Genomic DNA, 25,126 nt, shown 5'->3' on the forward strand with positions numbered 1-25,126 from the left:
GGCGGACCGACGGAAAATTCCCGTGACACCCACGCAACGGGAAGGCAACGTCCGGCGGCCACCATCGGCGCATGACGGCGACGACAGTGATGCGCACGGCGAGCACGGCGAGCACGGCGGACCGGGGCACCGCCCCCGCCCGGGCGGACCGGGGCGGCACCCCCGCCCTGGTCGTCGTCGCCCACGGCAGCCGCGACCCGCGCGCGCTGAGCACCGTACGGGCCCTCCTCGACCGGGTGCGGGCGCTGCGCCCCGGCCTGCCGGTGCGCCTCGGCCACATCGAACTGAACGCCCCCCTCCTCCCCGACACGCTGGCCGCCCTCGGCGACGGCGCGGCGGTCCTCGTCCCGCTGCTGTTCAGCCGCGGCCACCACGTCGGACGCGACATCCCAGAGTCCGCCGCCGCCTCCCCGGCCCGCACCCGGGTGGCCGCCCCGCTGGGCCCGCACACCCTCCTCGTGGACGCCCTGCACGACCGCCTCACGGAGGCCGGCTGGCCCGCCGCCGCGGGACCCGGCCACGCCGTCGTCCTCGCCTCCGCGGGCTCCCGCGCCCCCGACTCGCGGGCCGACACCGACCGCATCGCGGCCCTCCTCGCCGCCCGCCTCGGCGTCCCGGTACGCCCCGCGTACGCCTCGGCGGCCTCCCCGACGGTGCCGGACGCCGTCCGCGCCCTGACCGCCCGCGGCCACTCCCGGGTGGCCGTCGCCTCCTGCTTCACGGCCCCGGGCCGCTTCGCGACGGAGTGCGCGGCGGCGGCCCCGTGGATCGCCTCGGCCCCCCTGGGCACCCACCCGGCGCTGGCCCGTCTGCTCCTGCACCGCTACGACGAGGCGCGGACGTCCGCGACGAGGGCGCACGGGGCCACCTCACCGGCGCACGCCTGACGGGGTGGGGGCGGGGGCCTCCGGCTGTCACACCTTCCGCTTACTGTTCATGACATGGAAGGCATCGCACCCCCACCCCCGTACGATCCGACGTCCGTCGCCCGTTATGCCCCGGAGCCGGACAAACGCCCCGGCCGCACCGCCTTCCAACGCGACCGCGCCCGCATCCTGCACTCCGGCGCCCTGCGCCGCCTCGCCGGCAAGACGCAGGTCGTCACGCCGGGGGAGGGCAGCCCGGTGTGGGACGCCAGCCCCCGCACCCGCCTCACGCACTCCCTGGAGTGCGCCCAGGTCGGCCGCGAGCTGGGCGCCGCCCTCGGCTGCGACCCCGACCTCGTGGAGGCGGCCTGCCTCTCCCACGACCTGGGCCACCCGCCCTTCGGGCACAACGGCGAACAGGCGCTGAACGCGTTCGCGGAGGACTGCGGCGGCTTCGAGGGCAACGCCCAGTCCCTGCGGCTGCTCACCCGCCTCGAACCCAAGCGGTTCACCGAGGACGGCTCCGTCGGCCTCAACCTCACCCGGGCCGCCCTGGACGCCGCCACCAAGTACCCCTGGCCCCGCGGCGCCCACCCCAGCGACCCCGGCTCGCCCAAGTTCGGCGTGTACGACGACGACCGGCCCGTCTTCGAATGGCTCCGCAAGGACGCGCCCGGCGCCCGCACCTGCTTCGAGGCCCAGGTCATGGACTGGGCCGACGACGTGGCGTACTCCGTGCACGACGTCGAGGACGGCCTGCACGCCGGCCACATCGACCCCAACTGCCTGCTCGCCGACCCCGAGCGCGAGGCGGTCTTCGAGGTCGCGGTCGGCCGCTACGTCCCCGACGGCACCGACCACGCCGAGCTGGCCGCCGCCCTCGACCGCCTCCTCGCCCAGGACTGGTGGCCGCACGGCTACGACGGCTCGGCCGTCGCCCAGGCCCGGCTGAAGGACGCCACCAGCCAGCTCATCGGCCGCTTCTGCCTCGCCGCCGAGACCGCCACCCGGGCCGCGTACGGGAGCGGCCGGCTCACCCGGTACACGGCCGAACTGGTCGTCCCGCGCGAGACCCGCCTGGAGTGCGCCGTCCTCAAGGCGGTCGCCGTCCGCTACGTCATGCAGCGCACCGAGCAGGAGCGGCTCCGCGCCGACCAGCGCGTCGTCGTCGCGGAGCTGGCCGAGGCGCTCACCGCCCGCGCCCCGGACGGCCTCGACCCCCAGTTCCGCGCCCTGTTCGACCGGGCCGGCGACGACCGGGCCCGCAAACGGGTGATCGTCGACCAGATCGCGTCCCTCACCGACGCCTCGGCCCGATCGCTTCACGCCCGCCTGACGGGGCATCCATGAGACTGGCGGGACGGACGGTGTCCCGACGGGCCCGAGAGCGCCCGGACGGGGCGCCGGGTGGCCTGATCGGGCCGCTCCCCCTTCCCGCACCACGCCGTGTGCGGGACGCTCGCATGTGGCGGCACCCTGACGAGGAGGCAAACAAGTGGTCGACGCGGATCAGACATTCGTCATCGTCGGAGGCGGCCTGGCCGGAGCGAAGGCGGCCGAGACGCTCCGCGCGGAGGGCTTCACCGGCCGGGTGATCCTCGTCTGTGACGAACGCGACCACCCCTACGAGCGTCCGCCGCTGTCCAAGGGCTACCTCCTCGGCAAGGAGGAGCGCGACAGCGTCTTCGTCCACGAGCCCGCCTGGTACGCGCGGCACGACATCGAGCTGCACCTCGGCCAGACCGTCGTCGCGATCGACCCCGCCGCCAGGACCGTCCACTACGGCGACGACGGCACCCGCGTCGGGTACGACAAGCTGCTCCTCGCCACCGGCGCCGAGCCCCGCCGCCTCGACGTCCCCGGCACCGGCCTGGCGGGCGTCCACCACCTGCGCCGCCTCGCCCACGCCGAGCGCCTCAAGGGCGTCCTCGCCTCCCTCGGCCGGGACAACGGCCACCTCGTGATCGCCGGCGCCGGCTGGATCGGCCTGGAGGTCGCGGCGGCGGCCCGCGAGTACGGGGCGGAGGTCACCGTCGTCGAGCCCGGCCCGACGCCGCTGCACGGGGTCCTCGGCCCCGAACTGGGCGCCGTCTTCGCCGAGCTGCACGAGGCGCACGGCGTCCGCTTCCGCTTCGGCGTGCGGCTCACCGAGATCATCGGCCAGGACGGCATGGTGCTGGCCGCCCGCACCGACGACGGCGAGGAGCACCCCGCCCACGACGTGCTCGCCGCGATCGGCGCCGCCCCGCGCACCGCGCTCGCCCAGGCCGCGGGCCTGGAGATCGCCGACCCCGCCCACGGCGGCGGCATCGTCGTCGACGCGCAGCTGCGCACCTCCGACCCGGACATCTACGCGGCCGGGGACGTGGCCTCCTTCCACCACGCCCTCTTCGACACCGACCTGCGCGTGGAGCACTGGGCCAACGCCCTGAACGGCGGCCCGGCCGCGGCCCGCGCGATGCTCGGCAAGGGGCTCGCCCACGACCGCGTGCCGTACTTCTTCACCGACCAGTACGACCTGGGCATGGAGTACTCCGGCTGGGCACCGCACGGGTCCTACGACCAGGTGGTCGTCCGCGGGGACGCCGCCAAGCGCGAGTTCATCGCCTTCTGGCTGAAGGAGGGCCGGGTCCTGGCCGGGATGAACGTGAACGTGTGGGACGTCACGGAGCCGATCCAGCGGCTGATCCGCTCCGGGACCCCGGTGGACACCGAGGCGCTGGCGAACCCGCACGTCCCCCTGGAAGGCCTCGTCGCATAGCCGTCGTACCGCCGCCGGCCGCGATTCCCGGGGGACGACCCCGGGCCCCCGGCCGGGCCCCACCGGCCTCGTGCGCGACAGCCGCTCCGCGGGGAGCCGTGGCCTCGGCCGGAGCCGGTCACCGTGCCGGAGCATGTCGGTGCCGCCCCGTAGACTTCACGCGTGGCAGGACGGATCAACGACGAGGACGTGAAGGCGGTACGGGACGCGGTCCCGATCGACGCCGTCGTCTCGGAGTACCTCCAGCTGAGGAACGCGGGCGGCGGCAACCTGAAGGGGCTCTGCCCCTTCCACGACGAGAAGTCCCCGTCCTTCCAGGTCAGCCCGAGCAAGGGGTTCTTCCACTGCTTCGGCTGCCAGGAGGGCGGCGACACCATCACGTTCGTGATGAAGATCGACCACCTCACCTTCTCGGAGGCGGTCGAGCGCCTGGCAGGCCAGGCCGGCATCACCCTGCGCTACGAGGAGGGCGGGTACAACCCCTCCCACCAGCGCGGCGAGCGCATCCGCCTGGTCGAGGCCCACAAGATCGCCGCGCAGTGGTACGCGGAGCAGCTCGCGACCGGCCCCGAGGCCGACACCGGCCGCGCCTTCCTCGCCGACCGCGGTTTCGACCAGGCCGCCGCCGAGCACTTCGGCGTCGGCTACAGCCCCCAGGGCTGGGACCACCTCACCCGCTTCCTGCGCGGCAAGGGGTTCAGCGACAAGGAGCTGATCCTCTCCGGCCTCGCCCAGGAGGGCCGCCGCGGCCCCATCGACCGCTTCCGGGGCCGGCTCATGTGGCCCATCCGCGACATCGGCGGCGATGTCGTCGGCTTCGGCGCCCGCAAGCTCTACGAGGCGGACAACGGCCCGAAGTACCTGAACACCCCCGACACCGCGATCTACAAGAAGTCCCAGGTGCTGTACGGCATCGACCTCGCGAAGAAGGACATCGCGAAGGCGTCCCGCGCGGTGGTCGTCGAGGGCTACACCGACGTCATGGCCTGCCACCTGGCCGGTGTCACGACCGCCATCGCGACCTGCGGCACGGCCTTCGGCGGCGACCACATCAAGATCCTGCGCCGCCTCCTGATGGACAACGGCTCGGCCCGCGTGATCTTCACCTTCGACGGCGACGCGGCCGGCCAGAAGGCGGCCCTGCGCGCCTTCGAGGACGACCAGAAGTTCGCCGCCGAGACCTACATCGCCATCGCCCCCGACGGCATGGACCCCTGCGACCTGCGCCTCGCCAAGGGCGACGAAGCGGTCGCCGACCTGGTCGAGCCCCGCACCCCGCTCTTCGAGTTCGCGCTCCGCCAGATCGTGAGCCGCTACGACCTGGACACCCCGGCCGGCCGCGCGTCCGCGCTGGACGAGGCCGCGCCGGTGGTCGCCCGCATCAAGAACAGCGGCGCCCAGCACGAGGTCGCGGTGCAGCTCGCGGGCATGCTCGGCATCCTCGACACCCAGTTCGTCGTCAAGCGCATCGCCCAGCTCGCCCGCTGGGCCCGCGACCGGGGCGGCAAGGGCCCCGCCCCCGACCGGCAGCAGCGCGGCGGCGGTGGCGACCCGCAGCAGTACGCCGGGACCGCCCGTCCGGGCCCCCGCGGGCCCGCGCTGAACCTGCGCAACCCCGTCTTCGCCACCGAACGCGAGCTGCTCAAGCTCGCCCTCCAGCGCCCCGAGCTGGTCTCCCCGGCCTTCGACGCGTACGGCGCCGACGAGTTCACCGCCCCGCCCTACGCCGCCGTACGCATGGCGATCATGGAGGCGGGCGGCGCCGAGCCGGGCGTCCACGACCCCCAGGACTACCTGGTCCGGGTCCGCGAGGCCGCCCCGGACGACGCCGTCCGCGCCATGGTCACCGAGCTGGCGGTCGAGGCGATCATGCTGCACCGGGGCGTGAAGGGGGCCGACGAGGTCTACGCGGGCGCCCAGCTGGTCACCGTCCGCCGCCGCGCCGTCGAGCGCCGCATCCGCGACATCACGGGCCGCCTCACCCGGCTCACCGGCCACGGCGACCCCGCCGAAGTCGCCGCCGTGCAGAACGAGCTGTGGGTCCTCCAGCAGTACGACCAGAGCCTGCGCGAACACGGCGCCGCAGCCCTCTAGGGCGACCCCCGGGTGACCGCGCGGTCACCGACCGGAAGCAAAAAGTCACCGCACGCCCCTCGTGGCGGTGATGTGTCGTACCCCACACTGGGGGCGGTGCCCGAGTCCCCGGAGCGCGGCCGATCCGTCCCGGCGGTCCCCGATCCCCGCGTTTCGAGCGTGTACGGGGCGGACCGCGGCGAGCGAGCCGGCTCCGCCCCCGAAGTACCGCTGCCGGCCCCCGCCGACCGCGTCCATCCTGGAGGTCGCCCCCGTGCAGACCCAGACGCTCACCCAGACCGACACCGGTACCGACGGCGCGGAGCCGGACGCGGAGAGCGGCGTCCTCGTCGCGACGCCCCCGCTGCACCGCGCCGTGCACGACCCCGGCGACGGGTCCGACGACCCGCTCCCGGCGGACGCCCCCACGGCGTCCGAGCACCCCGGCGAGCCGGCCGACACCCCCGAGGCCGCCGACGCCCCCGAGCCGCCCCCGCCGACCCGCACCGAGACCGGTGGGCCCTCCTCGGACCTGTTCCGCCAGTACCTGCGGGAGATCGGCCGGATTCCCCTGCTCACCGCTGCCGAGGAGGTCGACCTCGCGCGGCGCGTGGAGGCCGGGCTGTTCGCCGAGGAGAAGCTGCGGCTCGCCACCGACCTCGACAACCGGCTCGCCCTGGACCTCGACCGGCTCGTCGTGCGGGGCCGCGTCGCCAAACGCCGCCTGATCGAGGCGAACCTGCGGCTCGTGGTGTCGGTGGCCAAGCGGTACGTCGGTCGCGGCCTGACCATGCTCGACCTCGTCCAGGAAGGGAACCTGGGCCTGATCCGGGCCGTGGAGAAGTTCGACTACGCGCGCGGCTACAAGTTCTCCACCTACGCCACCTGGTGGATCCGCCAGGCCATGTCCAGGGCCCTCGCCGACCAGGCCCGCACCATCCGCGTCCCCGTCCACGTCGTGGAACTCATCAACCGGGTCGTGCGCGTCCAACGCCGCATGCTCCAGGAACGCGGCTGCGAGCCGACCCCGCAGGAGGTCGCCGCCCACCTGGACCTGGCACCCGAGCGGGTCGGCGAGGTGCTGCGCCTCGCCCAGGAACCGGTCTCCCTGCACGCCCCCGTCGGCGAGGAGGACGACGTAGCCCTCGGTGACCTCATCGAGGACGGCGACGCCGCCAGCCCCGTCGAGTCGGCCGCGTTCCTGCTGCTGCGCCAGCACCTGGACGCGGTGCTCTCCACCCTCGGCGAACGCGAACGCAAGGTCGTCCAGCTCCGCTACGGCCTGGCCGACGGCCGCCCCCGCACCCTCGAGGAGATCGGCCGGCTCTTCGGCGTCACCCGGGAGCGGATACGCCAGATCGAGTCCAAGACCCTCAACAAGCTCCGCGACCACGCCTACGCGGACCAGCTGCGCGGCTACCTGGACTGACCGCCGCCCTGACCGGCCGCTCCCCGCAACGGCCGGGCGGCCGGCGGACGCCTCAGCCCTCGGTCGGCACGCACAGCACCGGCACGGGGGACAGGTGCAGCAGCTTGTGCGGGGTGGAGCCCAGCAGCGCCCCGCGCATCGGGCTCTCGCCCCAGCTGCCCACCACGATGACCCGGGCCGCGTGCCGGGCGGCCGCGCTGATCAGGGCCTGCGCGGGCTTCTCGTCGATGATCTCGACGGTGGTCGGCACCCCCGCCTCGTCGGCCACCTCCACGGCGTGCCGGAGCGCGGTACGGCCCGCCTCCACGAGGGCGTCGTGGTGGGAGCCGTACTCCTCACCCATGGCGCCGGGCGCGGCGGCACCGTAGACGAGCACCAGCGGCTCGCCGAAGGCGGCCGACACCTCCACCGCGACGCGCAGGGCGCGGACGGCGCCGGCGGACTCGTCGTACCCGAGGACGACCGACATCTCAGGCCTCCCTGTCCTTCAGGGGCTCCGGACCCGCCACCCCGGGGCGCTCCGACCAGAACGCCGGTGACACGAACCGCCACACGACCATCACGACCACTCCGACCAGGGCGATGCCGATGCCGATGACCAGCGGGGGACCGAGCCCCAGCCAGGACACCCCGCTGTAGGAGTTGGCGGGGTCGGCCATGTCGATCACGGACTCCACCAGCAGCCAGATCAGCAGCCCCGCCCCGACCAGCGGCCCGAGCCCGATCAGCAGCAGGTTGCGCACGCTCTCGGTGAGCCGGCGCCGGTAGTACACCGCGCAGGCGATGCCCGTCAGGGCGTAGTAGAACGCGATCAGCAGCGACAGCGCCGTGAGGGAGTCGAAGAGGGCGTTCTCGCTGATCTGCCGGACGACCAGGTACCAGACGACGGCGATGCCGGCCACCCACCAGGTGCTGACGTCGGGCGTCCGGTAGCGGGGATGGACCCGGCCGAAGCGGGCGGGCAGCGCCTGCCGCCGGGCCATGGACAGCGCGGTGCGCGAGGCGGGGATGATCGTCGTCTGGGTGGAGGCCAGCGCGGACGTGGACACCGCCAGCAGCACCACCCAGTCCCAGCCGCCCATCGCCTCCCCGGCCAGCAGGGCGAAGATGAACTCCTCCTCGCCCGCGTTCTCGGCGAGGAACAGCGGCCCCGCGTAGGCCACCACCGCGAAGCCGACCGCCACATAGGTCACCAGCAGCACGATCGTCGACCAGACGGCGGCCCGGCCGGGCGCGGAGGCCGAGTCCCTGGTCTCCTCGGTGAGGTTGACCGCCGACTCCCAGCCCCAGTAGATGAACACCCCCAGCAGCAGGGCCGCGGTCAGCGGCGCACCGCCGGACCCGAAGGGGTTGAGCCAGTCGGCCGACGGGCGGAGGGAGGCGAGGGTGCCGGTGTCGGCGTAGACGCGGTACAGGGCGACCACCGCGAAGGCGAGCAGACAGGCGACCTGCGCCAGGATCAGCACGTTCTGCACCCGCGCCGACAGCTCGGTGCCGATCACGCACAGTCCCGTCATCACGAGGATCAGCAGCACGGTCAGCAGCTGGCGCACGAACTCGTTCTCCGCCCAGCCGTCCAGCCCCACGGTGAGCAGACCGAAGGTGACGGCGACGTCCGCGAGCGACCCGACGACCAGGACGCCGGTCATGGCGATGGCCCAGCCACCGAGCCAGCCGGCCCACGGCCCCATCGCCCGGGTGACCCAGGAGAAGGTCGTCCCGCAGTCCTGGTCGACGCGGTTGAGGTAGTAGAACGCCGAGGCGATCAGAAGCATGGGCACGAAGGACGCGAACATCACACCGGGCGCGTAGATCCCGACGAGCGCCACGACCGGGCCGATGACCGCCGCCAGCGAGTACGCCGGGGAGGTCGCGTTCAGTCCGATGACCAGCGCGTCCACGAATCCGATCGCGTCGGCCTTGAGGCCGGCCGGGCGGCCGGCGTCTCCCTCGGTGGTGGTGGCCATGGCCCCTCGCTCCGGTGTCCGGGCGTCGGCGGGACGAGGGACTCGCCCCGCCCCCACCAATATGAGCCGGTCGGCGGCAGATCACATCCCGGACGACGCCCACGGACACCGGAGGCACGGCCGAGGACTACTCCACCTCGGCCACCGCCTGCGCGAACTGCGCCCGGTACAGCCGCGCGTACGCCCCGTCCGTCGCCAGCAGGTCGGCGTGCGCCCCCTGCTCCACGATCGCCCCGCCCTCCATCACCAGGATCGTGTCCGCGTCCCGGATGGTCGACAGCCGGTGCGCGATCACGAACGAGGTCCGCCCGTGCGCCAGCTTGGCCATCGCCTTCTGGATCAGCACCTCGGTCCGGGTGTCCACGGACGACGTCGCCTCGTCCAGGACCAGGATCACCGGGTCGGACAGGAAGGCCCGGGCGATGGTGATCAGCTGCTTCTCGCCGGCGCTCACCCCCGTCCCCTCGTCGTCGAGGACGGTGTCGTAGCCGTCGGGCAGCGTCCGTACGAACCGGTCGGCGTGCGCGGCCCGCGCCGCCTCCTCGATCTCCCCGCGGGTGACCTCCCGGGACGCCCCGTAGGCGATGTTCTCGGCGATCGTGCCGCCGAACAGCCAGGTGTCCTGGAGCACCATGCCGATCCCGGACCGCAGCTCGTCCCGGGACATCGCCGCGATGTCCACCCCGTCCAGGGTGATCCGCCCGCCGGACACCTCGTAGAACCGCATCAGCAGGTTCACCAGGGTCGTCTTCCCGGCGCCCGTGGGACCGACGATGGCCACCGTCCGCCCCGGCTCCACCTTCAGCGACAGGTCCTCGATCAGCGGCTTCGCGGGGTCGTAGCGGAACGACACCCGCTCCAGCTCCACCCGCCCGCGCAGCTCCCCGGGCCGGGCGCCCGCGACCGGGTCCGCCGACTGCTCCTCGGCGTCCAGCAGCTCGAAGATCCGCTCCGCCGACGCCACGCCCGACTGCACCAGGTTCGCCATCGAGGCGACCTGCGTCAGCGGCATGGAGAACTGCCGGGAGTACTGGATGAAGGCCTGCACGTCACCGATGGACAGCGAGCCGGAGGCGACCCGCAGACCGCCGACCACCGCGACGAGCACGTAGTTCAGGTTGGACAGGAACACCATCAGGGGCTGCATGATCCCGCTGTTGAACTGCGCCTTGAACCCGGCCTCGTACAGCGCCTCGTTCTGCTCGGCGAACTGCCGCGCCGACTCCTCCTGGCGCCCGAACACCTTCACCAGCGCGTGCCCGGTGTACATCTCCTCGATGTGCGCGTTGAGCTGCCCCGTCGTACGCCACTGCTGCACGAACTGCGGCTGCGACCGCTTGCCCACCCGGGTGGCCACCACGAAGGACAGCGGCACGGTCACCAGCGCCACCAGCGCCAGGATCCAGGAGACCCAGAACATCATCGCCAGCACGCCGATGATGGTCAGCAGCGAGTTGATCAGCTGACCCATCGACTGCTGGAGCGTCTGCCCGACGTTGTCGATGTCGTTGGTGGCGCGGGAGAGCACCTCGCCGCGCTGCCGCTCGTCGAAGTACGACAGCGGCAGCCGGGACAGCTTCGTCTGCACGTCCTCGCGCAGCCGGAACACCGTGCGGTTGACCGCCCGGTTCACCAGCCGGGTGGCCACCGCCATCAGCAGCCCCGCCACGCCGAACACCGCGAGGGCCAGCAGCAGCACCTCGCCCACGGCGGTGAAGTCGATGCCCCGGCCCGGGTGGAAGTCCGTGCTGCGGAGCATGTCCGCGACATTGCCGTCCCCGCGCTCCCGCATCGACGCCAGGACCTGCTCCTTCGTGGCCCCGGACGGCATGTCCCGCCCCACGACGCCCGCGAAGACCAGGTCGGTGGCGCGGCCGAGGATCTTCGGCCCGGCCACGCTGAGGCCGACGCTCACCACCAGGCAGGCCAGCAGCGCCCAGAGCGTCGCCCGCTCCGGCCGGAACCGGGCGACGAGCCGTCTGCCGGATCCCTTGAAGTCCATCGACCGCTGGTCCGGGCCGCCCCCAGCCATCATGCGCCCCGCAGGCCCCGCCATCAGGCAGCCTCCGCTTCCGTCAGCTGGGAGAGCACGATCTCCCGGTAGGTCTCGTTGTCCGCCATCAGCTCGTGGTGCCGGCCCGTGCCGACCACCCGTCCCTCGTCCAGCACGATGATCCGGTCCGCATCCCGGATGGTCGCCACCCGCTGCGCCACGATCACCACCGTCGCCCCGGCCGTCTCCCGGCCCAGCCCGGCACGGAGCGCCGCGTCCGTGGCGTAGTCGAGGGCGGAGAAGGAGTCGTCGAAGAGGTAGATCTCCGGACGCTGCACGAGGGTCCGCGCGATGGCGAGCCGCTGCCGCTGGCCACCCGACACGTTCGTGCCGCCCTGCGCGATCGGCGCCTCGAGCCCGCTCTCCAGACCGGAGACGAACTCCCGGGCCTGCGCCACCTCCAGCGCGTGCCACAGCTCCTCGTCCGTGGCGTCCGGATTGCCGTAGCGCAGATTGCTCGCGACCGTGCCCGCGAAGAGGTACGGCTTCTGCGGGACCAGCCCCACCACCCCGGCCAGCACCTTCGGGTCGACGGTCCGCACGTCCACCCCGTCGACCAGCACCTCGCCCTCGGTGGCGTCGAAGAGCCGGGGGACCAGCCCCAGCAGCGTGGACTTGCCGCTGCCGGTCGAGCCGATGACGGCGGTCGTCTCGCCCGGCCGGGCCACCAGGTCGATGTTCCTGAGCACCGGCTCCTCGGCCCCCGGGTAGCGGAAGCCGGCGCCCCGCAGCTCCAGGTGGCCGTGCCGGCGCAGCTCGGTGACCGGCGCCACCGGCGGGACCACGCTGCTCTCGGTCTCCAGGACCTCCTGGATGCGCTCGGCGCACACCTCCGCGCGCGGCACCATCATGAACATGAAGGTGGCCATCATCACGGACATGACGATCTGCATCAGGTAGGCGAGGAACGCGGTCAGATCGCCGATCTGCATCCCGCCGCTCTCGATCCGGTGGGCGCCGAACCACACCACCGCGACGGACGACAGGTTCACCACCGTCATGACCACCGGGAACATCAGCGCCAGCAGGTTGCCGGTGCCCAGCGCCACGTCCGTGAGGTCCGTGTTGGCCTTGCGGAAGCGCCGCTGCTCGTACTCGTCCCGCACGAAGGCGCGGATGACGCGGTTGCCGGTGATCTGCTCGCGCAGCACCCGGTTCACCGTGTCCAGCCGCTCCTGCATGGCACGGAACAGCGGCCGCAGCCGCCGCACGATCAGCGTGACGCAGACCGCCAGCACCGGCACGACCGCCACCAGCACCCCGGACAGCGGCACGTCCAGACCGAGCGCCATCACGATGCCGCCGACGCACATGATGGGCGCCGACACCATCAGCGTGAACGTCATCAGGGCCAGCATCTGGACCTGCTGCACGTCGTTGGTCGTCCGGGTGATCAGCGAGGGCGCGCCGAAGTCGCCCAGCTCGCGGGCCGAGAAGGACTGCACCCGGTCGAAGACCGCGCCGCGTACGTCCCGGCCGAGCGCGGCGGCGGTGCGGGCGCCGTAGTAGACCGCCCCGACGTTGCACACCACCTGGGCCAGCGAGATGCCGATCATCAGGGCGCCGTAGCTGAGGATGTAGCCGGAGTCACCCTTGACGACGCCGTCGTCGATGATGTCCGCGTTCAGGGTCGGCAGGTACAGGGAGGCGCACGTCTGCAGGAACTGCAGCGCCACCAGCAGGGCGATGGGTTTCCGGTAGGGCCTGAGACAGGTCCGCAGGAGTCGTATGAGCACGCTGGGTCTCTCGGGGTCGGCGACGGGGACGGTGGTTGCCCCTGGCCCCTATCGTCGGGCACCCCACCCGCGTTACCTCAACCGATTAACCCAAGAGCGCGCCAAGTTCCGGCCTACGGGCGGTGCGCGCCCCGCGCCTCAGCCGCGCAGCGCGCCGGGATGCGTCTGCTCGCGCACGGACACGAACTGCTGGCGCACCGCCTGTCCCACCGCCAGCTCCTCGCCCGGCTCCAGCACCTGCGCGACCGCGCCCTGCCAGACCGGCGGAGTACGCGGGTCCAGCGTGCCCCGGGACACGCCCAGGGCCCACGCCGCCTGCCGGGCCGAGCCGATCGCCGCGTAGTCCGCCGGCTGCGGCACCACGACCTGCGTCCCGAACAGCGCCGGCGCCGCCGCCTGCACGGCCGGCAGCTCGGCCGCCGCGCCCAGCAGGAAGACCCGGCGCACGTCCACGCCCCGGCCGCGCAGTACGTCGAGGGCGTCGGCGAGACCGCACAGCATCCCCTCGAACGCGGCCCGCGCCAGGTGCTCCGGCCGCATCGACTCGCGCCTGAGCCCGGCCAGCGTGCCGGCGGTGTGCGGCAGGTTCGGCGTCCGCTCGCCCTCCAGGTAGGGCAGCAGCACCAGCCCGTGCGCGCCCGGTGTCGACTTCATCGCCAGCTCGGACAGGCTCTCCAGGTCCGGCACGCCGAGCAGCTCGGCGGCGCCCCGCAGGGTCCGTACGGCGTTCAGGGTGGTGACGACCGGCAGGTGCATGCCCGTGGCGTCGGCCAGGGCGGTGATCATCCCGGACTGGTCGACGAGCGGCTCGGTGTGCACGGCCATCACGGACCCGGACGCGCCCAGCGACACCACCGCGTCACCGAGGCCGATCCCGAGCCCGAAGGCGGCGGCCTGCGTCTCGCCGGTCCCGGCGGAGATCAGCAGCCCCTCCGGTGTCGTACCGGCCGCGTCGGCCGGGCCGATCACCTCCGGCAGCATCGCCTGGTGCCCGAGGGCCAGCTCGACCAGGTCCGGCCGGTACCCGCCGGTCGCCGCCGACCAGTACCCGGTGCCGGAGGCCCCGCCCCGGTCGGTGGTCCGGCGGGCCGGCCGGCCGAGCAGCTGCCACACGAGCCAGTCGTGGGCCTGCATCAGTACGGCGGTGCGGGCGGCGGCCTCGGGCTCGGTTCGGGCCAGCCAGCGCAGCTTGGTCACCGGCTGCGCGGCCTGCGGCACGGAGCCCACGGACTGGGCCCAGGCCTCGCGCCCGCCGAGGGCGTCGATCAGGTCGGCCGCCGCCACCTGGGAGCGCTTGTCGCCGCCCACCATGGCGGGGCGCACGGTGTTGCCCTGCGAGTCGAGCGGCACGACCGAGTTCGCCTGCGCGGAGACGCCGATGGCCTGCACGCCCTCCAGCAGCCCGCCGCCGGCGGCCTCCCCGAGGGACAACAGCCAGGCCTGCGGATCGACGTCCGCGGGACGGCCACCGCCCTCGGGGCTCTCCACCGGATGAGGGGCGTAGCCCTGCCGCAGCACGGCCCCCGTGTCCGAATCGCAGACGACGATACGAGTGAAATCGGGCGAACTGTCCAACCCGGCGACTATCCCCATGTGCGAAATTCTGCCGCACCGGGAGAGCCGCCCGTACCCGGTGGGGGCACGGGACCCGCCGGGAGCACCCGCCTCAGGTGTTGCTGGTGCCCCAGTCGTCCGCGGTGCTGCCGTTGGAGTTACGGTCCCGCAGCGAGCGGACCCGCTGGGCCACCGAGTCGGGCATCCGGTCCCCGACCTTGTCGCTGACCACGTGGTACGCCTTGTCGGCGAAGTGCCTGCCCTGCTGGGCGGCGGTCTCGGCGGTGTTGCGCACGGCGGGGTTCTGCGCGACCTGGCGGGCGGACTTGCGCAACTGCTCGTAACGCTCCCGTCCGGCCTTGGTGCCCAGCACGTATCCCACCGCGAGTCCGACGACGAACGTGAGCCGGTAACGCATGGCGGCCACCCTTCCTTTGACTGGCTCCGAGGCGCCGGGGAGTACCGATTGGCGGAGCACCCCCCTGCTTGCGCTAATGTATGTGTCGCAGCGAGCGCGCGCCCTCTGGCGACTACCCAGACAGACGCGTTCGATGCGATACGAGACCTTCCTCGGTAGCTCAATTGGCAGAGCAGCCGGCTGTTAACCGGCAGGTTACTGGTTCGAGTCCAGTCCGGGGAGCTCGGTCCTCCGTAGCTCAATTGGCAGAGCAGCCGGCTGTTAACCGGCAGGTTACTGGTTCGAGTCCAGTCGGGGGAGCAGATGAACGAGGACCCCTTCCGGGGTCCTTTTTCATGTCCGGGAACCGCGCGGCACGCTGCGGAGTCCTCAAGGTCATGAAGGCGTCGCGGTAGCCGACCATCCGAGGCAGGAGATCGTATGAGCGGCTATGCTGCGGCAGACGGCGCGCACACCTGTACGCGACACGCCGTTATGGGGCGGTAGCTCAGCCGGTTAGAGCAGCGGACTCATAATCCGTCGGCCGTGGGTTCGAGTCCCACCCGCCCCACTTCGCGCCACCTCCGCTGAAACCTTCCGGCCGGTGGCGCCGCCGGTTCACCGGCCTTTCGCCTCGCCCGGGCCGACGGTGTCGTCGCCTTGGACGTCCTCGGCGTTCTCGTCGTCGCGCTCGCCCTCCGCCTGGGAGGGAGTGGTGTGCGGCGGGTTCGGGGCGTCCCGCTCGTCGTCGCGCTCGCCCTCCGCCTGGGACGGGGTCTCCTCGCTCATCACGGGCCTCCTGGTGCCGTACGGGGCCGGGCTGTCCGGCCGGGCCCCGGGTACCCCCGTGGGCGCGGTCTCAGCGCCCGAGCCGGCCGAGGGCCGTCCGCAGGGCCGAGCGCACCTCCGCCGGCGGGGGCGGGCCGTCGCTCTCGGCGCTGGCGGTGACCGCCGCGGCCACCGTGCGCAGCTTGGTGTTGGAGAGCTGGGAGGCCTCCCGCAGGATGTGCCACGCCTCGTCCGACGTACAGGCGTGCAGCGCCATCAGCACGCCCCGTGCCTGGTCGATGACCGGGCGGGAGGCGATCGCCCGGCGCAGTTGCGCCACCTCCTCCTGGAGGACGCGCAGCCGCTCCGCACGCTCCGCCGCCACCGCCGAGGGCGCCGGGTGCGGCTCGGGTCCGGGCGGCGGCTCGGCCGTCGGCCCGGGCGGGCGGGGAGCCGGGCGCAGGGGGTCGGCGGGGTCGAGTCCGGCCAGCTCCAGGATGCGCAGCGGCTGACCGCGCCAGTTCGCGGTCGTCACCGGCACCGCCTGCCGGCTGCCGTGGCCGCCGAGGACGTCCAGGAACTCCAGGCCCGCCGTGTCCATGAACACCACGCCGGCCATGTCCACTTCGACCCGCTCGATGTCCGCCGGCAGGGTCGCCAGGGCCTCGGCCAGGATGTCCGCGCACCCGTGGACGAGTTCTCCCCTCGGCAGGAGCACCGCCCGGCCGGTCTCCACCCGGCCGTCGATGACCAGGGTGGCCGGCTGCCCCGCCAGACGTGGTGGTGCCGCTGGGGTCATGTCACCGCCTTGTCCGTCCTCGTCGATCTCCTGACAGACGTCGCAACGTCACGCAGCCCCCGTGGGCCGTCCGTTCCGACGGCGCTGTCGGTGCGCCTGCCCGCCGTCCGGCGCGCTACACCCCCCCGCCGGGGCGTGAGCGGCCGGGCGACGGGCAAAGGCACCACCGCGGAACGCGCCCGGCACCCGCCGCGCTCACAGCGAGGCCCCCCACCGGAACGTCGTCCCCTCCACGCCGTGGCCGCCGGCCCGGCCGTCGCCCGAGACGGTCAGCCGTACTTCGCCCCGGCCGTCCCCGCCGGTGGCGGTCGCCTCGACGGTGACCTCGATCCGGGAGACGCCCGGCCGGCCGGCCGCGTCGGCCAGGGCCTGGCGCAGCGCCGTGAGCAGGCGGTCCGCGACCGGGTCCGGCACGCGGGTGTCGACGGCGCCCGCGAAGTGCGTGGACGGCGGGAAACCGAGGACTGCGGCGGCGTACCCGGTCTCGCGCAGGACCCGGCCGCGCAGGCCGGTCGGCGGGTCGGCCGGGGGCTGCTGCAACGCGAAGATCGTCGTACGCACTTCCTGGACCGTGGACCGCAGCTCGTCCACCGCCCGGTCGAGGACGTCGCCGACCTCCTCGGCGCCGGGGCGCCGCCGGGTGGACTCCAGCATCATCCCGGTGGCGAACAGCCGCTGCACCACCAGGTCGTGCAGGTCCCGGGCGATCCTGTCCCGGTCCTCGTACACCGCGAGGCGCTCCCGGCCGCGCCGGGCGTCGGCGAGGACGAGGGCGAGCGCGGCCTGGGAGGCGAACTGGGTCGCGAGCAGCCGCTCGACGGCCGTGTACGGCCGCGCGCCGCGACGGCGGGGCAGGGCGAGGGTGCCGATCAGCCGGCCGCTCGCCCGCAGGGGCAGCATCATGCTCGGCCCGAAGCGGTGCCGTACGTGCGTCGTCATCCGGGGATCGGTCGCCGAGTCCGTGACGAACACCGGTTCGCCGCCCAGCAGCTGCTCCAGGACGGGACTGCCCGGCGCGATGGTCGCGCCGACGATGCCGTCCGGGTCGTCGGACGTGGAGGCCGTCACGATCTCCATGCCGCCCTCGGCGGTCGGATGGAGGATCACGCCCGCACTGGCGCCGGCCAGCATCCGGGCCCGTTCGGCGACCGTCGTCAGCGCGTCGTCGGCGCTCTCCTCGGTGAGCAGCGCGGTGGTGACGGCCGCCGCGCCCTCGATCCAGCGCTCGCGCTGCCGGGCCGTCTCGTACAGCCGGGCGTTGCCGATCGCGATGCCGGCCTGTGCGGCCAGGACCCGCAGCACCTGCTCGTCCTCGGCGGTGAACGGTTCGCCGCCGGCCCGTCCGGCCAGGCGCAGCTCGCCGAACTCCTCGTCCCCCACGTGGATCGGGACCCGCAGCGGCGGCGCCGGCTCCGGTGCGGCGTCCCGGCCCGGGGCGCTTGTCGCGGTGAGGCCGTCCCGGCCCGGATCGGTGGTGACCAGCGTCGCGGAGGTGCCGGTCAGCTCGGCGGCGCCGTCCACGAGGTGCTGGAGGGTGCCGCGCAGATCGAGGTCGGCGCCGATCCCCAGGACCGCCTCCAGGAGGCGGATCGACCGGGGCGCGGACTGGGCGTTCATGCCGTCCGGCTTCCTCGCTCTCGCGGACCGCCGCGGACCCGCCGGTACCACCGGCTGCCGCGGCCCATTCGACGGGGGGGTCAGTCGGTCGACACGGGGGTCAGCGACAGCGGCTCGACGCGGCCCTCCAGCATGGTGCCGAGGCCCTGCACCGCGCACACGTCCGGCCGCTCCGCGATGTGCACCGGCATGCCCGTGGCCTGTCGGAGCATCTGGTCGAAGCCGGGGAGCAGGGCGCTGCCGCCGACCATCATGATCCCGCGGTCGGCGAGGTCCGCGACCAGGTCCGGCGGGCAGTCCCGCAGCACCTTGCCGATCCCGTCGAGCACGCCCGTCAGCGGCGTCTGGATGGCGTTGCGCACGGTGGCGGTGTCCACCAGCACACTGCGCGCCAGCCCGGTCGCCACGTCCCGTCCGTGGATCTCGGTGGACGCCGGCCCCTGCGGGGTCAGCCCGTTGCCGGACAGGGCGAGCTGGAGCGGGCGTACGGACTGACTGGGCAGCACCAGCTCGTGCTGGTGGCGCAGGAGCTGCACGATCGCGTGGTCGACGGCCTCACCGCCGACCGGGATGCGCGCGGCGGTCACGATCGAGCCGAGGGAGAGCACCGCGACCTGCGTGGCGTGCGCCCCGCACACCATGATCATGGTCGCCTCGGGCTGCTCCACCGGCAGTCCGCAGCCGACCGCCGCGGCGATCAGCGTGTCGACGAGTTCCACCCGGCGGGCCCCGAGCCCCACCAGGGTCTCGATCGCCGCCCGCTGGGCCAGCGGATCCGCGTCGTGCGGGGTGCAGGCGGCGGCGCGCAGCCGGGGCTTGCGGCGCAGGGCGCGGCGGATCTTGTCACCGAGCAAATGCCGCAGCATGCGCTGGGCCATCTCGATGTCGACGACCGTGCCCCCGGACACCGGCCGCACCACGCGGATGTAGCCGGGAGTGCGTCCGGTCATCTTCTCCGCGAACTCGCCGACCGCGATGAGCGCGCCGGTGCGGGTGTTGACCGCGGCGGCGGACGGCTGGTCCACGACCAGCCCCACACCCTTCACGTACACGCGGGTCCGCGCCGCGCCCAGGTCGACGGCGAAGTGGCAGCGGCGCAGCTGCTCCAGACTGGCGGTACTGGCGGTCATGGCAGATCCTCCCGAGAGCGCGGACCGGCGGGCCGCCCGGCGGCCGGCCTCCTAGGCATCGTCCGCGGGGCCCGGGGCGGGCGCCTTCCGGAGGGGGCCGGGCGGGGGGCCGCTGAACGGGGGAGCGGGTGGCCTAGAAGGCGCGGGCGGCGTCGAGGAGGGGCCGCAAGGAGGGCACGGTGGCCTCGCACCCGGCGTCGCGCAGCGCGCGGAGGGCGGCGGGGGTGTCGGCGAGGCCGATGAAGCGCAGGCCGAGTTGCCGGGCGGCGTCGTGTTCGGCGGCGGAGGAGCCGATCACCACGGCGGTGCGGGCGGGGACACCGGGGGAGCGCAGGGCGCGCAGCAGGCAGTCCGGGTCGGGCATCAGCCGCCCGGGGTCCGGCTCGCGGCCATAAATGCCCGAGATGGGCAGGGCCCGGGGATCGAGGTAGCGGTAGGCGGCCTGCGGACAGTAGTCCGTGATCACACGGACCCGGCGGCCGGAGGAGTAGAGGGCGTGGACGAACGCAGTGGCGTGCGGCGTCGGCCGGGCGTCGGCCACCGCCCGGAGCTCCAGCTTGTCGAGGTGCTTTGCCAGCAGACGACCGACATCGCGGTCGGCGAAGGCGCGGAGCACGTCCAGTGGATGGATCAGGTCGCCCTGCCGCGGGGCCGGTGCCTCGTCCTCGTCGAGGAGTGGACTGCCGTCCAGCGCCTCGTCGGGGTGGCGGTACTCGGCGACGATGCGCAGGAGTTCCAGAGCCGCCTCGCGGGCCGCCCTCGGGGGGAACGGACGGGTGAACGGTCCATCGAAGCCGAGCAGCACCATGTCGGTGGCGCGCAGCCACTCGGTCAGAGTGCTGTCGGGGCGGGCCGTCATGAGGGGCGCAGGTGTGGCCCGTGCGGCCAGGCGAACGGAGCACGCCACGGAGAGCCCCGGCACCGGCCAGGTGCGCAGGCCGGCGGTCACCGCTCGCTGGGCGGCACTTGCGCGGCCGAGTGGATAGCGGCGGGTGAGACGGGAAGCTTCGGCGACCGTGTGCTGGAGCAGACGGTCCACCACCTGGTGCGTCTCGGCGGCGACGAAGGCCACCGGGTCGTCGACGTACCAGGACAGGTCGACCGTTGCCGTGAAGGCTCCGCCCCGGGCCGCGGGCAGCGACACCTCGTGCAACGCCCGATGGGTGGTGAGATCGACCTCGTAGTAGGTCCGCGTCCGGCCCGAAGGCATGGTGCGCCACCCGTCGGGGCCGAGTAGCTCCAGCGTTCCGTTCGACGGGGCCAGGACGACGGCCGTGGGGCCCGGTCGCCCCGAGGGGAGCAGGGCGGGGTCCGAGACGGTGACCGGGCCGCGCACCAGGTCCCGCTCCGCGGGCGGCGGTGCCGGTTCCGGCGCGGACAGGGGGCGGTACCAGGCGACGGGCGGGTCGTCCGGCACGTCGCGCAGCAGGGGCCGGAAGCCGTCCGCCTCCCGGGCCCACGGGCCGGCGTCGAACTCCTCGTACAGCGTGGGCGAGACCAGGACCAGCAGGTCCCCCTCGACCCGGTCGAGGGCGTCCCGCACGTCCGGCGGCTCGACCGGACCGTCCTCCTCGGTGAACCAGGCGGTGTGCCAGAACGTCACCCGCAGCCGTGGCGGGTGCCGCAGCCCGGCGAGCGCGTCCGGCAGCTCACCGATCACGCCGGCCAGCACGGGCAGGACGTCCGCGTCGGCTTCGGTGAGGACGATGTAACCGTTGCCGCGGGCCAGTACCTCGTACGCGCGGGAGTCCAGGGTGCGGGACAGCAGGCCGGTCACCGTCCGTCCCAGGACGCCGCGGGCCTCCCCGTCCAGCAGGGAGGCGGCTTCGAAGACGATCGTCGGGCGGGGCCGCTCGGCGGGGACCGCGGGTGACTCGACGGTCGCCGCCGTCCCACCCGCCTCCCGCTCGGCCAGGGTGTGCAGGCGCCGCAGGTCCGCCCGGTCCGGATGCGCACGGACCAGGATCGCCAGGTCGGCGGCGGCCCGGCCGGGGTCGTCGAGTTCCAGGTCGAGTTCCGCCCGCGTGGCGCACAGGGTCAGGCGCAGGTCGAGCAGCCGGTCGCGGGCCGCCCGCGCGGCCGGGCCGGGCACGCGGTCCAGGGGCTCGCCGTACCAGAGGTTCAGCGCGTCCTGCGCTGTCCGACGCCGTGCGTGCGGCCCGGGTTCGGCCGTGCACCGGGCGAGCAGCTCCTCGCAGTGCGACACGTCGACGTAGTCGTCCGGTGTGTGCAGGGCGTAGCCCTCGGGGAGGGCGGCGAGGGAGCCCGGGCCGAGGTGGGTGCGCAGCTCCTCGGCCAGCGCGCGGACCGCGCCGTCCGGGTGCCCGTCGGGCCGGGTGTCCCACAGGCCCGACGCCAGTTCGCCGAAGGAGACTCGCCGCCCCTGGCGCAGCAGCAGCATGCAGAGGAGGGCCTGCGCCTCGGGGGTCGGCCGCACCTCGGAGCCGTCGGCGCGGTGCACTCTGGGGCGGCCGAGCAACTGGAAGCGCATCCGGCGAGGCCAGGAGACCCGGGCCAGCTCCGCCACCGCCGACCGGGAGACCCCGGACGCCGGGCTGTGCTCTATCTCCCGGACCAGCTCCTCGTACCTGTCGGGGGCGGTGACGTGCCGGGCCAGCCGCTGCACCAGACGGCCGAGTTCGGTGAAGTCCTGGGCGGGGTCCCTGCCGGCCGAGTCCCAGCCCAGGACGACCCTGCTGATCACCACGGTGCCGTCCGGCCGCAGCAGCAGCCCGTCGGCGTCGCGCTGCCCCCGTACCAGGCCCGCGGCGTGCAGGGCCTGGAGCGCCGCCGTCGTCTGTGCCGCCAGGCGGGCGAACACCCCGAAGGACACGCCGGGCCCGCTGCCGTCCTCCAGTTCGCGCAACGTCACGCCGTCCTCGAACGCGACGACGAGATAGGGCTCCTCGCCCTCCCAGCCGTGGTCGAGGACGCGGACCACGTGCGGTTCGTCGAGTTCCGCGAGGGCGCGGGCCTGCCGGTCGAACCGCTCGCGGTCGGACTGGCCGGGGCAGAGCTGGACGACCACCCGGTCACCGGTCCGCTCGTCCACGGCCTGCCATACCCGGCGCCCCGGGGACCGCCGTTCGACGAGCCGGTACCGACCGCCGACCAGCCGGCCCGCCGACCGGTTCCCGCCGAGTCGCCGCACCGTCTCACCGGCGACCCGTGCGAACGCCGTGCCGGACGTGTCGTCCCCGTCCCCGCGGACCTCCACCCGGAAGTCGCCGGCCGCGTAACCCGCGCGGTCGTCGATCAGCGCACCGACCCGGTCCAGGAGTTCGCGGGTGCGTCCGCGCGCCGTGCGCGGCAGGGAGCGCTGGAGCAGGTCGCGTACACCCGGCCGGAAGTCGTAGGAGCCGGGTGGCCCGGGGGCCGCCGTGAGCAGGCCGCTGAGCACGATCTCGGCGAGGTGCTGGGGGCGCGGCCCGCGGCCCAGCGTGCGCTGCACCAGGCGCATCACCGGCAGCGAGGGGCGGACGGCCAGGGACAGGTGCCCGGCCAGCCGGTACGCCTCCTCGGACGCGGTCGACCGGAACCGCAGCACCAGTTCCTCGGCGCGGAGCGCGGCGACGTCGGGGGAGGGCTCGGCCGGTCGCACCGGTACGGGCGGCAGCCAGGCCACCGCCCCGGGGACCCGCCCGGCACCCGGGTCGGCGAGCAGCGCCGCCCAGTTGGCGAACCAGACGGGGCCCGGTTCCAGTATCGGCAGGGGGACGGCGGACGGGGGGTGCGGCGCGGCGTCCGGGGCGTACGGCCGGAACGCGAGCGCGGCCGAGGGTGCCGCGGCCGAAGGAGGCGTGAGCAGACCGGCCTCGGCGGGCAGGGCCGTGGTGTCCCACAGGTGTTCCGGCAGCGGTTGGACGACGGCCACGGGCATGCGACCGGCCCAGCGGTGCAGCAGCCGGTACCAGCGGTCGCCCGCCGGGCCGGGCCGCCACTGCGGGCCCATGCAGTCGGTCACGACCAGGGTCACGGTGCGGCCGTCGGCCGGTACGGGGATGCCGCGGGCGTGTCCGTCCGGCGTGACCTGCCGTGCGGTGACCGTCCGGAAGACGCCCGACTGGGCCAGCACGGCGTGCAGTTCGCGCATCAGGGGCCGCCAGACGGGCATGGTGGGGCCCACGTCGTACACCAGGTTCAGGCGCAGCCAGCGGTCGGGGGCGGGGCGCAGGACGGGCAGCCACACGTCGGGGTGGGCGCCGAGGCGGGCGATGCGGTCGGCGGTGGCCCGCTCGTCCAGGACGCGGGCGCGGGTGTCGGGCACCTTCCGCCGGAGGGGGCGCAGCGCCCGTTGCAGGGCGAGCGTGCGGTGCAGCATCGGGGGCGCGGGGGCGAGCAGGAGCGCGTGGTCGGCCCCGCTGCGCGGAGGGGACGGCTCCGGCAGATGCAGCGGCACCCGGGCGGCCGGGGGGCGTGGCTCGCGCGGGGGTGGGGCGGACGGAGACGGTGGTGGTTCGCCGGCGGGGGCGAGGTCCGCGGAGTGCGGGGCGCCGGTGTCCGGCGCCCTCGCGGGCGCGCGCTCGCTCGCCGGGGCCGTCGGCTCCCCGGCGGTGGTTCCGGGCCCCAGACGCGTCGCGAGCCACAGCAGTTCCGCCAGCTCACGCGGGGTCACGTCGGCTTCGCCGTCCGGCCCCGTCGCGGCGGCGAGCACGGCACGCAGCCGGCCGAGAGCGGAGGAGGGGCCGCCGGGGGACATGTCGTCCGCGCCCCCGCGCAGCCCCCCGCCCGAAGCGTCCACGGCTCCGGTCGCGTCCGGGGGCGGTGTGCCGTGCCGGGACTCCGGGGGCACCTCCGTGTTCGCGTCCCGAGGCGGTGGGTCGTGCCTGGCCCCCTCGTCCCCGTCCCCGTGACGGCGCGGCGGGCCGTCCGGGTCAGAAGCCATCGCCGTCGGCCGTCGCGCTGAGGTAGGGCATCAGCTGCTCGGCCAGGGCGTCGCGGGAGTCCGCGTCCAGGCCGGCCACGCCGGTGAGGTAGATGGCGTTCAGCAACTGGTCGGTGGCGAGTTCGCCGCTGCTCGCCCGGTCGAGGAACCCGTCGATCAGGGAGGTGGCCTCCGTGTCCGGCTCGCCGAGGTGGGCGCGGACGATGTCGGTGAGCTGGGCGCGGTCGGGCCGGCGCAGCCGCAGGCGGACGCAGCGGCGCAGGAACGCGGGCGGGAACTCGCGCTCGCCGTTGCTGGTCAGTACGACGAACGGGAAGGCACGACAGCGCACCCGCCCGCGCCGGACGGTGACGGGCCGGTCGTCACCGTCCGTCGGTACCGCGGCGTGCTCCGCCGCCGAGTACCGGGCCGAGCGGGCCAGTTCCGGGATCTCGTACTGACCCTCCTCCAGAACGTTCAGCAGGTCGTTGGGCAGGTCGAGGTCGCTCTTGTCGATCTCGTCGACCAGCAGCACCCGGGGCCGGGCGTACGGCAGCAGCGCGGTGCCGAGCGGTCCGAGCCGCAGATGGTCGGCGACGTCCCCGCCCGGCTCCGGGCCGTCCGCACCCCTCCCGCCCGCGGGCGGCCCGTCCGGACCGGGCCCGGGCAGGGGCCGCCCGTCCCCGTACCGTGCCGCCTGCTTGGCGGCGTACAGCCGGGAGAGCGGGTCGTACTGGTACAGGCCGTCCGCGAGGCTGCTGCGGCTGGTGATGTTCCAGCGCAGCACCGGTCCCAGCCGCAGTTCGCGGGCCACCGCGTACGCCAGCGAGGACTTGCCCGTGCCGGGCGGGCCGGTCACCAGCAGCGGCCGGCGCAAGCACAGCGCGGCGTTGACGAGCTGGACACTCTCCGGGGTGGCCACGTAGGTCCGGGCGCGGTGCACCCGGTCCGGGGAGACGGCCGACTCGTCATCGGTCTCGCGGGGTACCTCCAGCGGCGGCCCGCCGTCGAACGCCCGCCACGGCGGCGGCGCCGGCAACCGGTCGATGCCGTCGTGCGGTTCACTGTCACCGGTGTAGACGGACCAGTGGGGCATCTGCGGTCTCCGGGTC

At 74.2% G+C, this 25,126-nt stretch carries 17 protein-coding genes and 3 tRNA genes; 8 read left to right on the top strand and 12 right to left on the bottom strand.

What is annotated here, in order from left to right; translation table 11 throughout:
* The first annotated feature begins 71 nt into the window (after positions 1-71).
* The 5 genes from AC07FV_RS02535 (at position 72) to AC07FV_RS02555 (ending at position 7,129) form a co-directional block, all read left to right on the top strand.
* Positions 72-887 carry a sirohydrochlorin chelatase gene (locus tag AC07FV_RS02535; protein WP_479084087.1) on the top strand — a complete coding sequence of 272 codons (816 nt, stop codon included), beginning with the start codon at positions 72-74 and terminating at the stop codon, positions 885-887.
* Positions 888-941: 54 nt separating this feature from the next.
* The gene (locus AC07FV_RS02540; protein ID WP_479084088.1) at positions 942-2,216 is read left to right on the top strand and encodes a deoxyguanosinetriphosphate triphosphohydrolase; all 1,275 of its coding nucleotides are present in this window, start codon (positions 942-944) and stop codon (positions 2,214-2,216) included.
* 145 nt (positions 2,217-2,361) lie between these two features.
* Positions 2,362-3,627 (top strand): NAD(P)/FAD-dependent oxidoreductase, encoded by a 1,266-nt coding sequence (locus AC07FV_RS02545; RefSeq protein WP_479084089.1) that lies wholly within the window; start codon positions 2,362-2,364, stop codon positions 3,625-3,627.
* 162 nt (positions 3,628-3,789) lie between these two features.
* The gene (dnaG, locus tag AC07FV_RS02550; RefSeq protein WP_479084090.1) at positions 3,790-5,721 is read left to right on the top strand and encodes a DNA primase; all 1,932 of its coding nucleotides are present in this window, start codon (positions 3,790-3,792) and stop codon (positions 5,719-5,721) included.
* 253 nt (positions 5,722-5,974) lie between these two features.
* Positions 5,975-7,129, top strand: a complete 1,155-nt coding sequence (locus tag AC07FV_RS02555; RefSeq protein ID WP_479084091.1) for an RNA polymerase sigma factor — start codon at positions 5,975-5,977, stop codon at positions 7,127-7,129.
* Positions 7,130-7,181: 52 nt separating this feature from the next.
* On the opposite strand, the gene AC07FV_RS02560 is transcribed toward AC07FV_RS02555, so the two are convergent.
* From AC07FV_RS02560 to AC07FV_RS02585, 6 genes are all read right to left on the bottom strand, one after another.
* Positions 7,182-7,598, bottom strand: coding sequence for a universal stress protein (locus AC07FV_RS02560; RefSeq protein WP_479084092.1), 417 nt, complete (start codon positions 7,596-7,598; stop codon positions 7,182-7,184).
* A gap of 1 nt (position 7,599) precedes the next feature.
* The gene (locus tag AC07FV_RS02565) at positions 7,600-9,096 is read right to left on the bottom strand and encodes an APC family permease (protein WP_479084094.1); all 1,497 of its coding nucleotides are present in this window, start codon (positions 9,094-9,096) and stop codon (positions 7,600-7,602) included.
* Positions 9,097-9,223: 127 nt separating this feature from the next.
* Entirely contained in the window at positions 9,224-11,152 is a 1,929-nt protein-coding gene (locus AC07FV_RS02570; RefSeq protein WP_479084095.1) for an ABC transporter ATP-binding protein, read from the bottom strand.
* Positions 11,152-12,885 carry an ABC transporter ATP-binding protein gene (locus AC07FV_RS02575; protein WP_479084096.1) on the bottom strand — a complete coding sequence of 578 codons (1,734 nt, stop codon included), beginning with the start codon at positions 12,883-12,885 and terminating at the stop codon, positions 11,152-11,154. The genes AC07FV_RS02570 and AC07FV_RS02575 overlap by 1 nt, the downstream gene beginning before the upstream one ends.
* Positions 12,886-13,023: 138 nt before the next feature.
* Complete coding sequence (locus tag AC07FV_RS02580; protein WP_356603147.1) at positions 13,024-14,478, bottom strand: xylulokinase; 1,455 nt, start codon at positions 14,476-14,478, stop codon at positions 13,024-13,026.
* A 73-nt stretch (positions 14,479-14,551) separates the two neighbouring features.
* Positions 14,552-14,857 (bottom strand): YtxH domain-containing protein, encoded by a 306-nt coding sequence (locus tag AC07FV_RS02585; protein WP_479084098.1) that lies wholly within the window; start codon positions 14,855-14,857, stop codon positions 14,552-14,554.
* A 149-nt stretch (positions 14,858-15,006) separates the two neighbouring features.
* Here AC07FV_RS02585 and AC07FV_RS02590 point away from each other — a divergent pair.
* The 3 genes from AC07FV_RS02590 (at position 15,007) to AC07FV_RS02600 (ending at position 15,407) form a co-directional block, all read left to right on the top strand.
* Positions 15,007-15,079 (top strand) — tRNA-Asn (locus AC07FV_RS02590).
* A gap of 5 nt (positions 15,080-15,084) precedes the next feature.
* A tRNA-Asn gene (locus tag AC07FV_RS02595) sits at positions 15,085-15,157 on the top strand.
* 176 nt (positions 15,158-15,333) lie between these two features.
* Positions 15,334-15,407: transfer RNA gene (locus tag AC07FV_RS02600), tRNA-Ile, on the top strand.
* 47 nt (positions 15,408-15,454) lie between these two features.
* Here AC07FV_RS02600 and AC07FV_RS02605 read toward each other — a convergent pair.
* From AC07FV_RS02605 to AC07FV_RS02630, 6 genes are all read right to left on the bottom strand, one after another.
* Positions 15,455-15,625 carry a hypothetical protein gene (locus tag AC07FV_RS02605; RefSeq protein ID WP_479084100.1) on the bottom strand — a complete coding sequence of 57 codons (171 nt, stop codon included), beginning with the start codon at positions 15,623-15,625 and terminating at the stop codon, positions 15,455-15,457.
* Positions 15,626-15,695: 70 nt separating this feature from the next.
* The gene (locus tag AC07FV_RS02610; RefSeq protein WP_479084101.1) at positions 15,696-16,403 is read right to left on the bottom strand and encodes an STAS domain-containing protein; all 708 of its coding nucleotides are present in this window, start codon (positions 16,401-16,403) and stop codon (positions 15,696-15,698) included.
* A 195-nt stretch (positions 16,404-16,598) separates the two neighbouring features.
* Entirely contained in the window at positions 16,599-18,020 is a 1,422-nt protein-coding gene (locus tag AC07FV_RS02615; protein WP_479084102.1) for a GAF domain-containing sensor histidine kinase, read from the bottom strand.
* Positions 18,021-18,100: 80 nt separating this feature from the next.
* Complete coding sequence (locus AC07FV_RS02620; RefSeq protein WP_356603137.1) at positions 18,101-19,150, bottom strand: rod shape-determining protein; 1,050 nt, start codon at positions 19,148-19,150, stop codon at positions 18,101-18,103.
* Positions 19,151-19,283: 133 nt separating this feature from the next.
* A complete protein-coding gene (locus AC07FV_RS02625) occupies positions 19,284-23,891 on the bottom strand; it encodes an SAV_2336 N-terminal domain-related protein (protein ID WP_479084104.1) in 4,608 nt (1,535 codons plus the stop codon).
* 133 nt (positions 23,892-24,024) lie between these two features.
* Positions 24,025-25,110, bottom strand: coding sequence for an AAA family ATPase (locus tag AC07FV_RS02630; RefSeq protein ID WP_479084106.1), 1,086 nt, complete (start codon positions 25,108-25,110; stop codon positions 24,025-24,027).
* Positions 25,111-25,126: the final 16 nt, after the last annotated feature.

This window comes from Streptomyces sp. NPDC045956 (assembly GCF_056430705.1).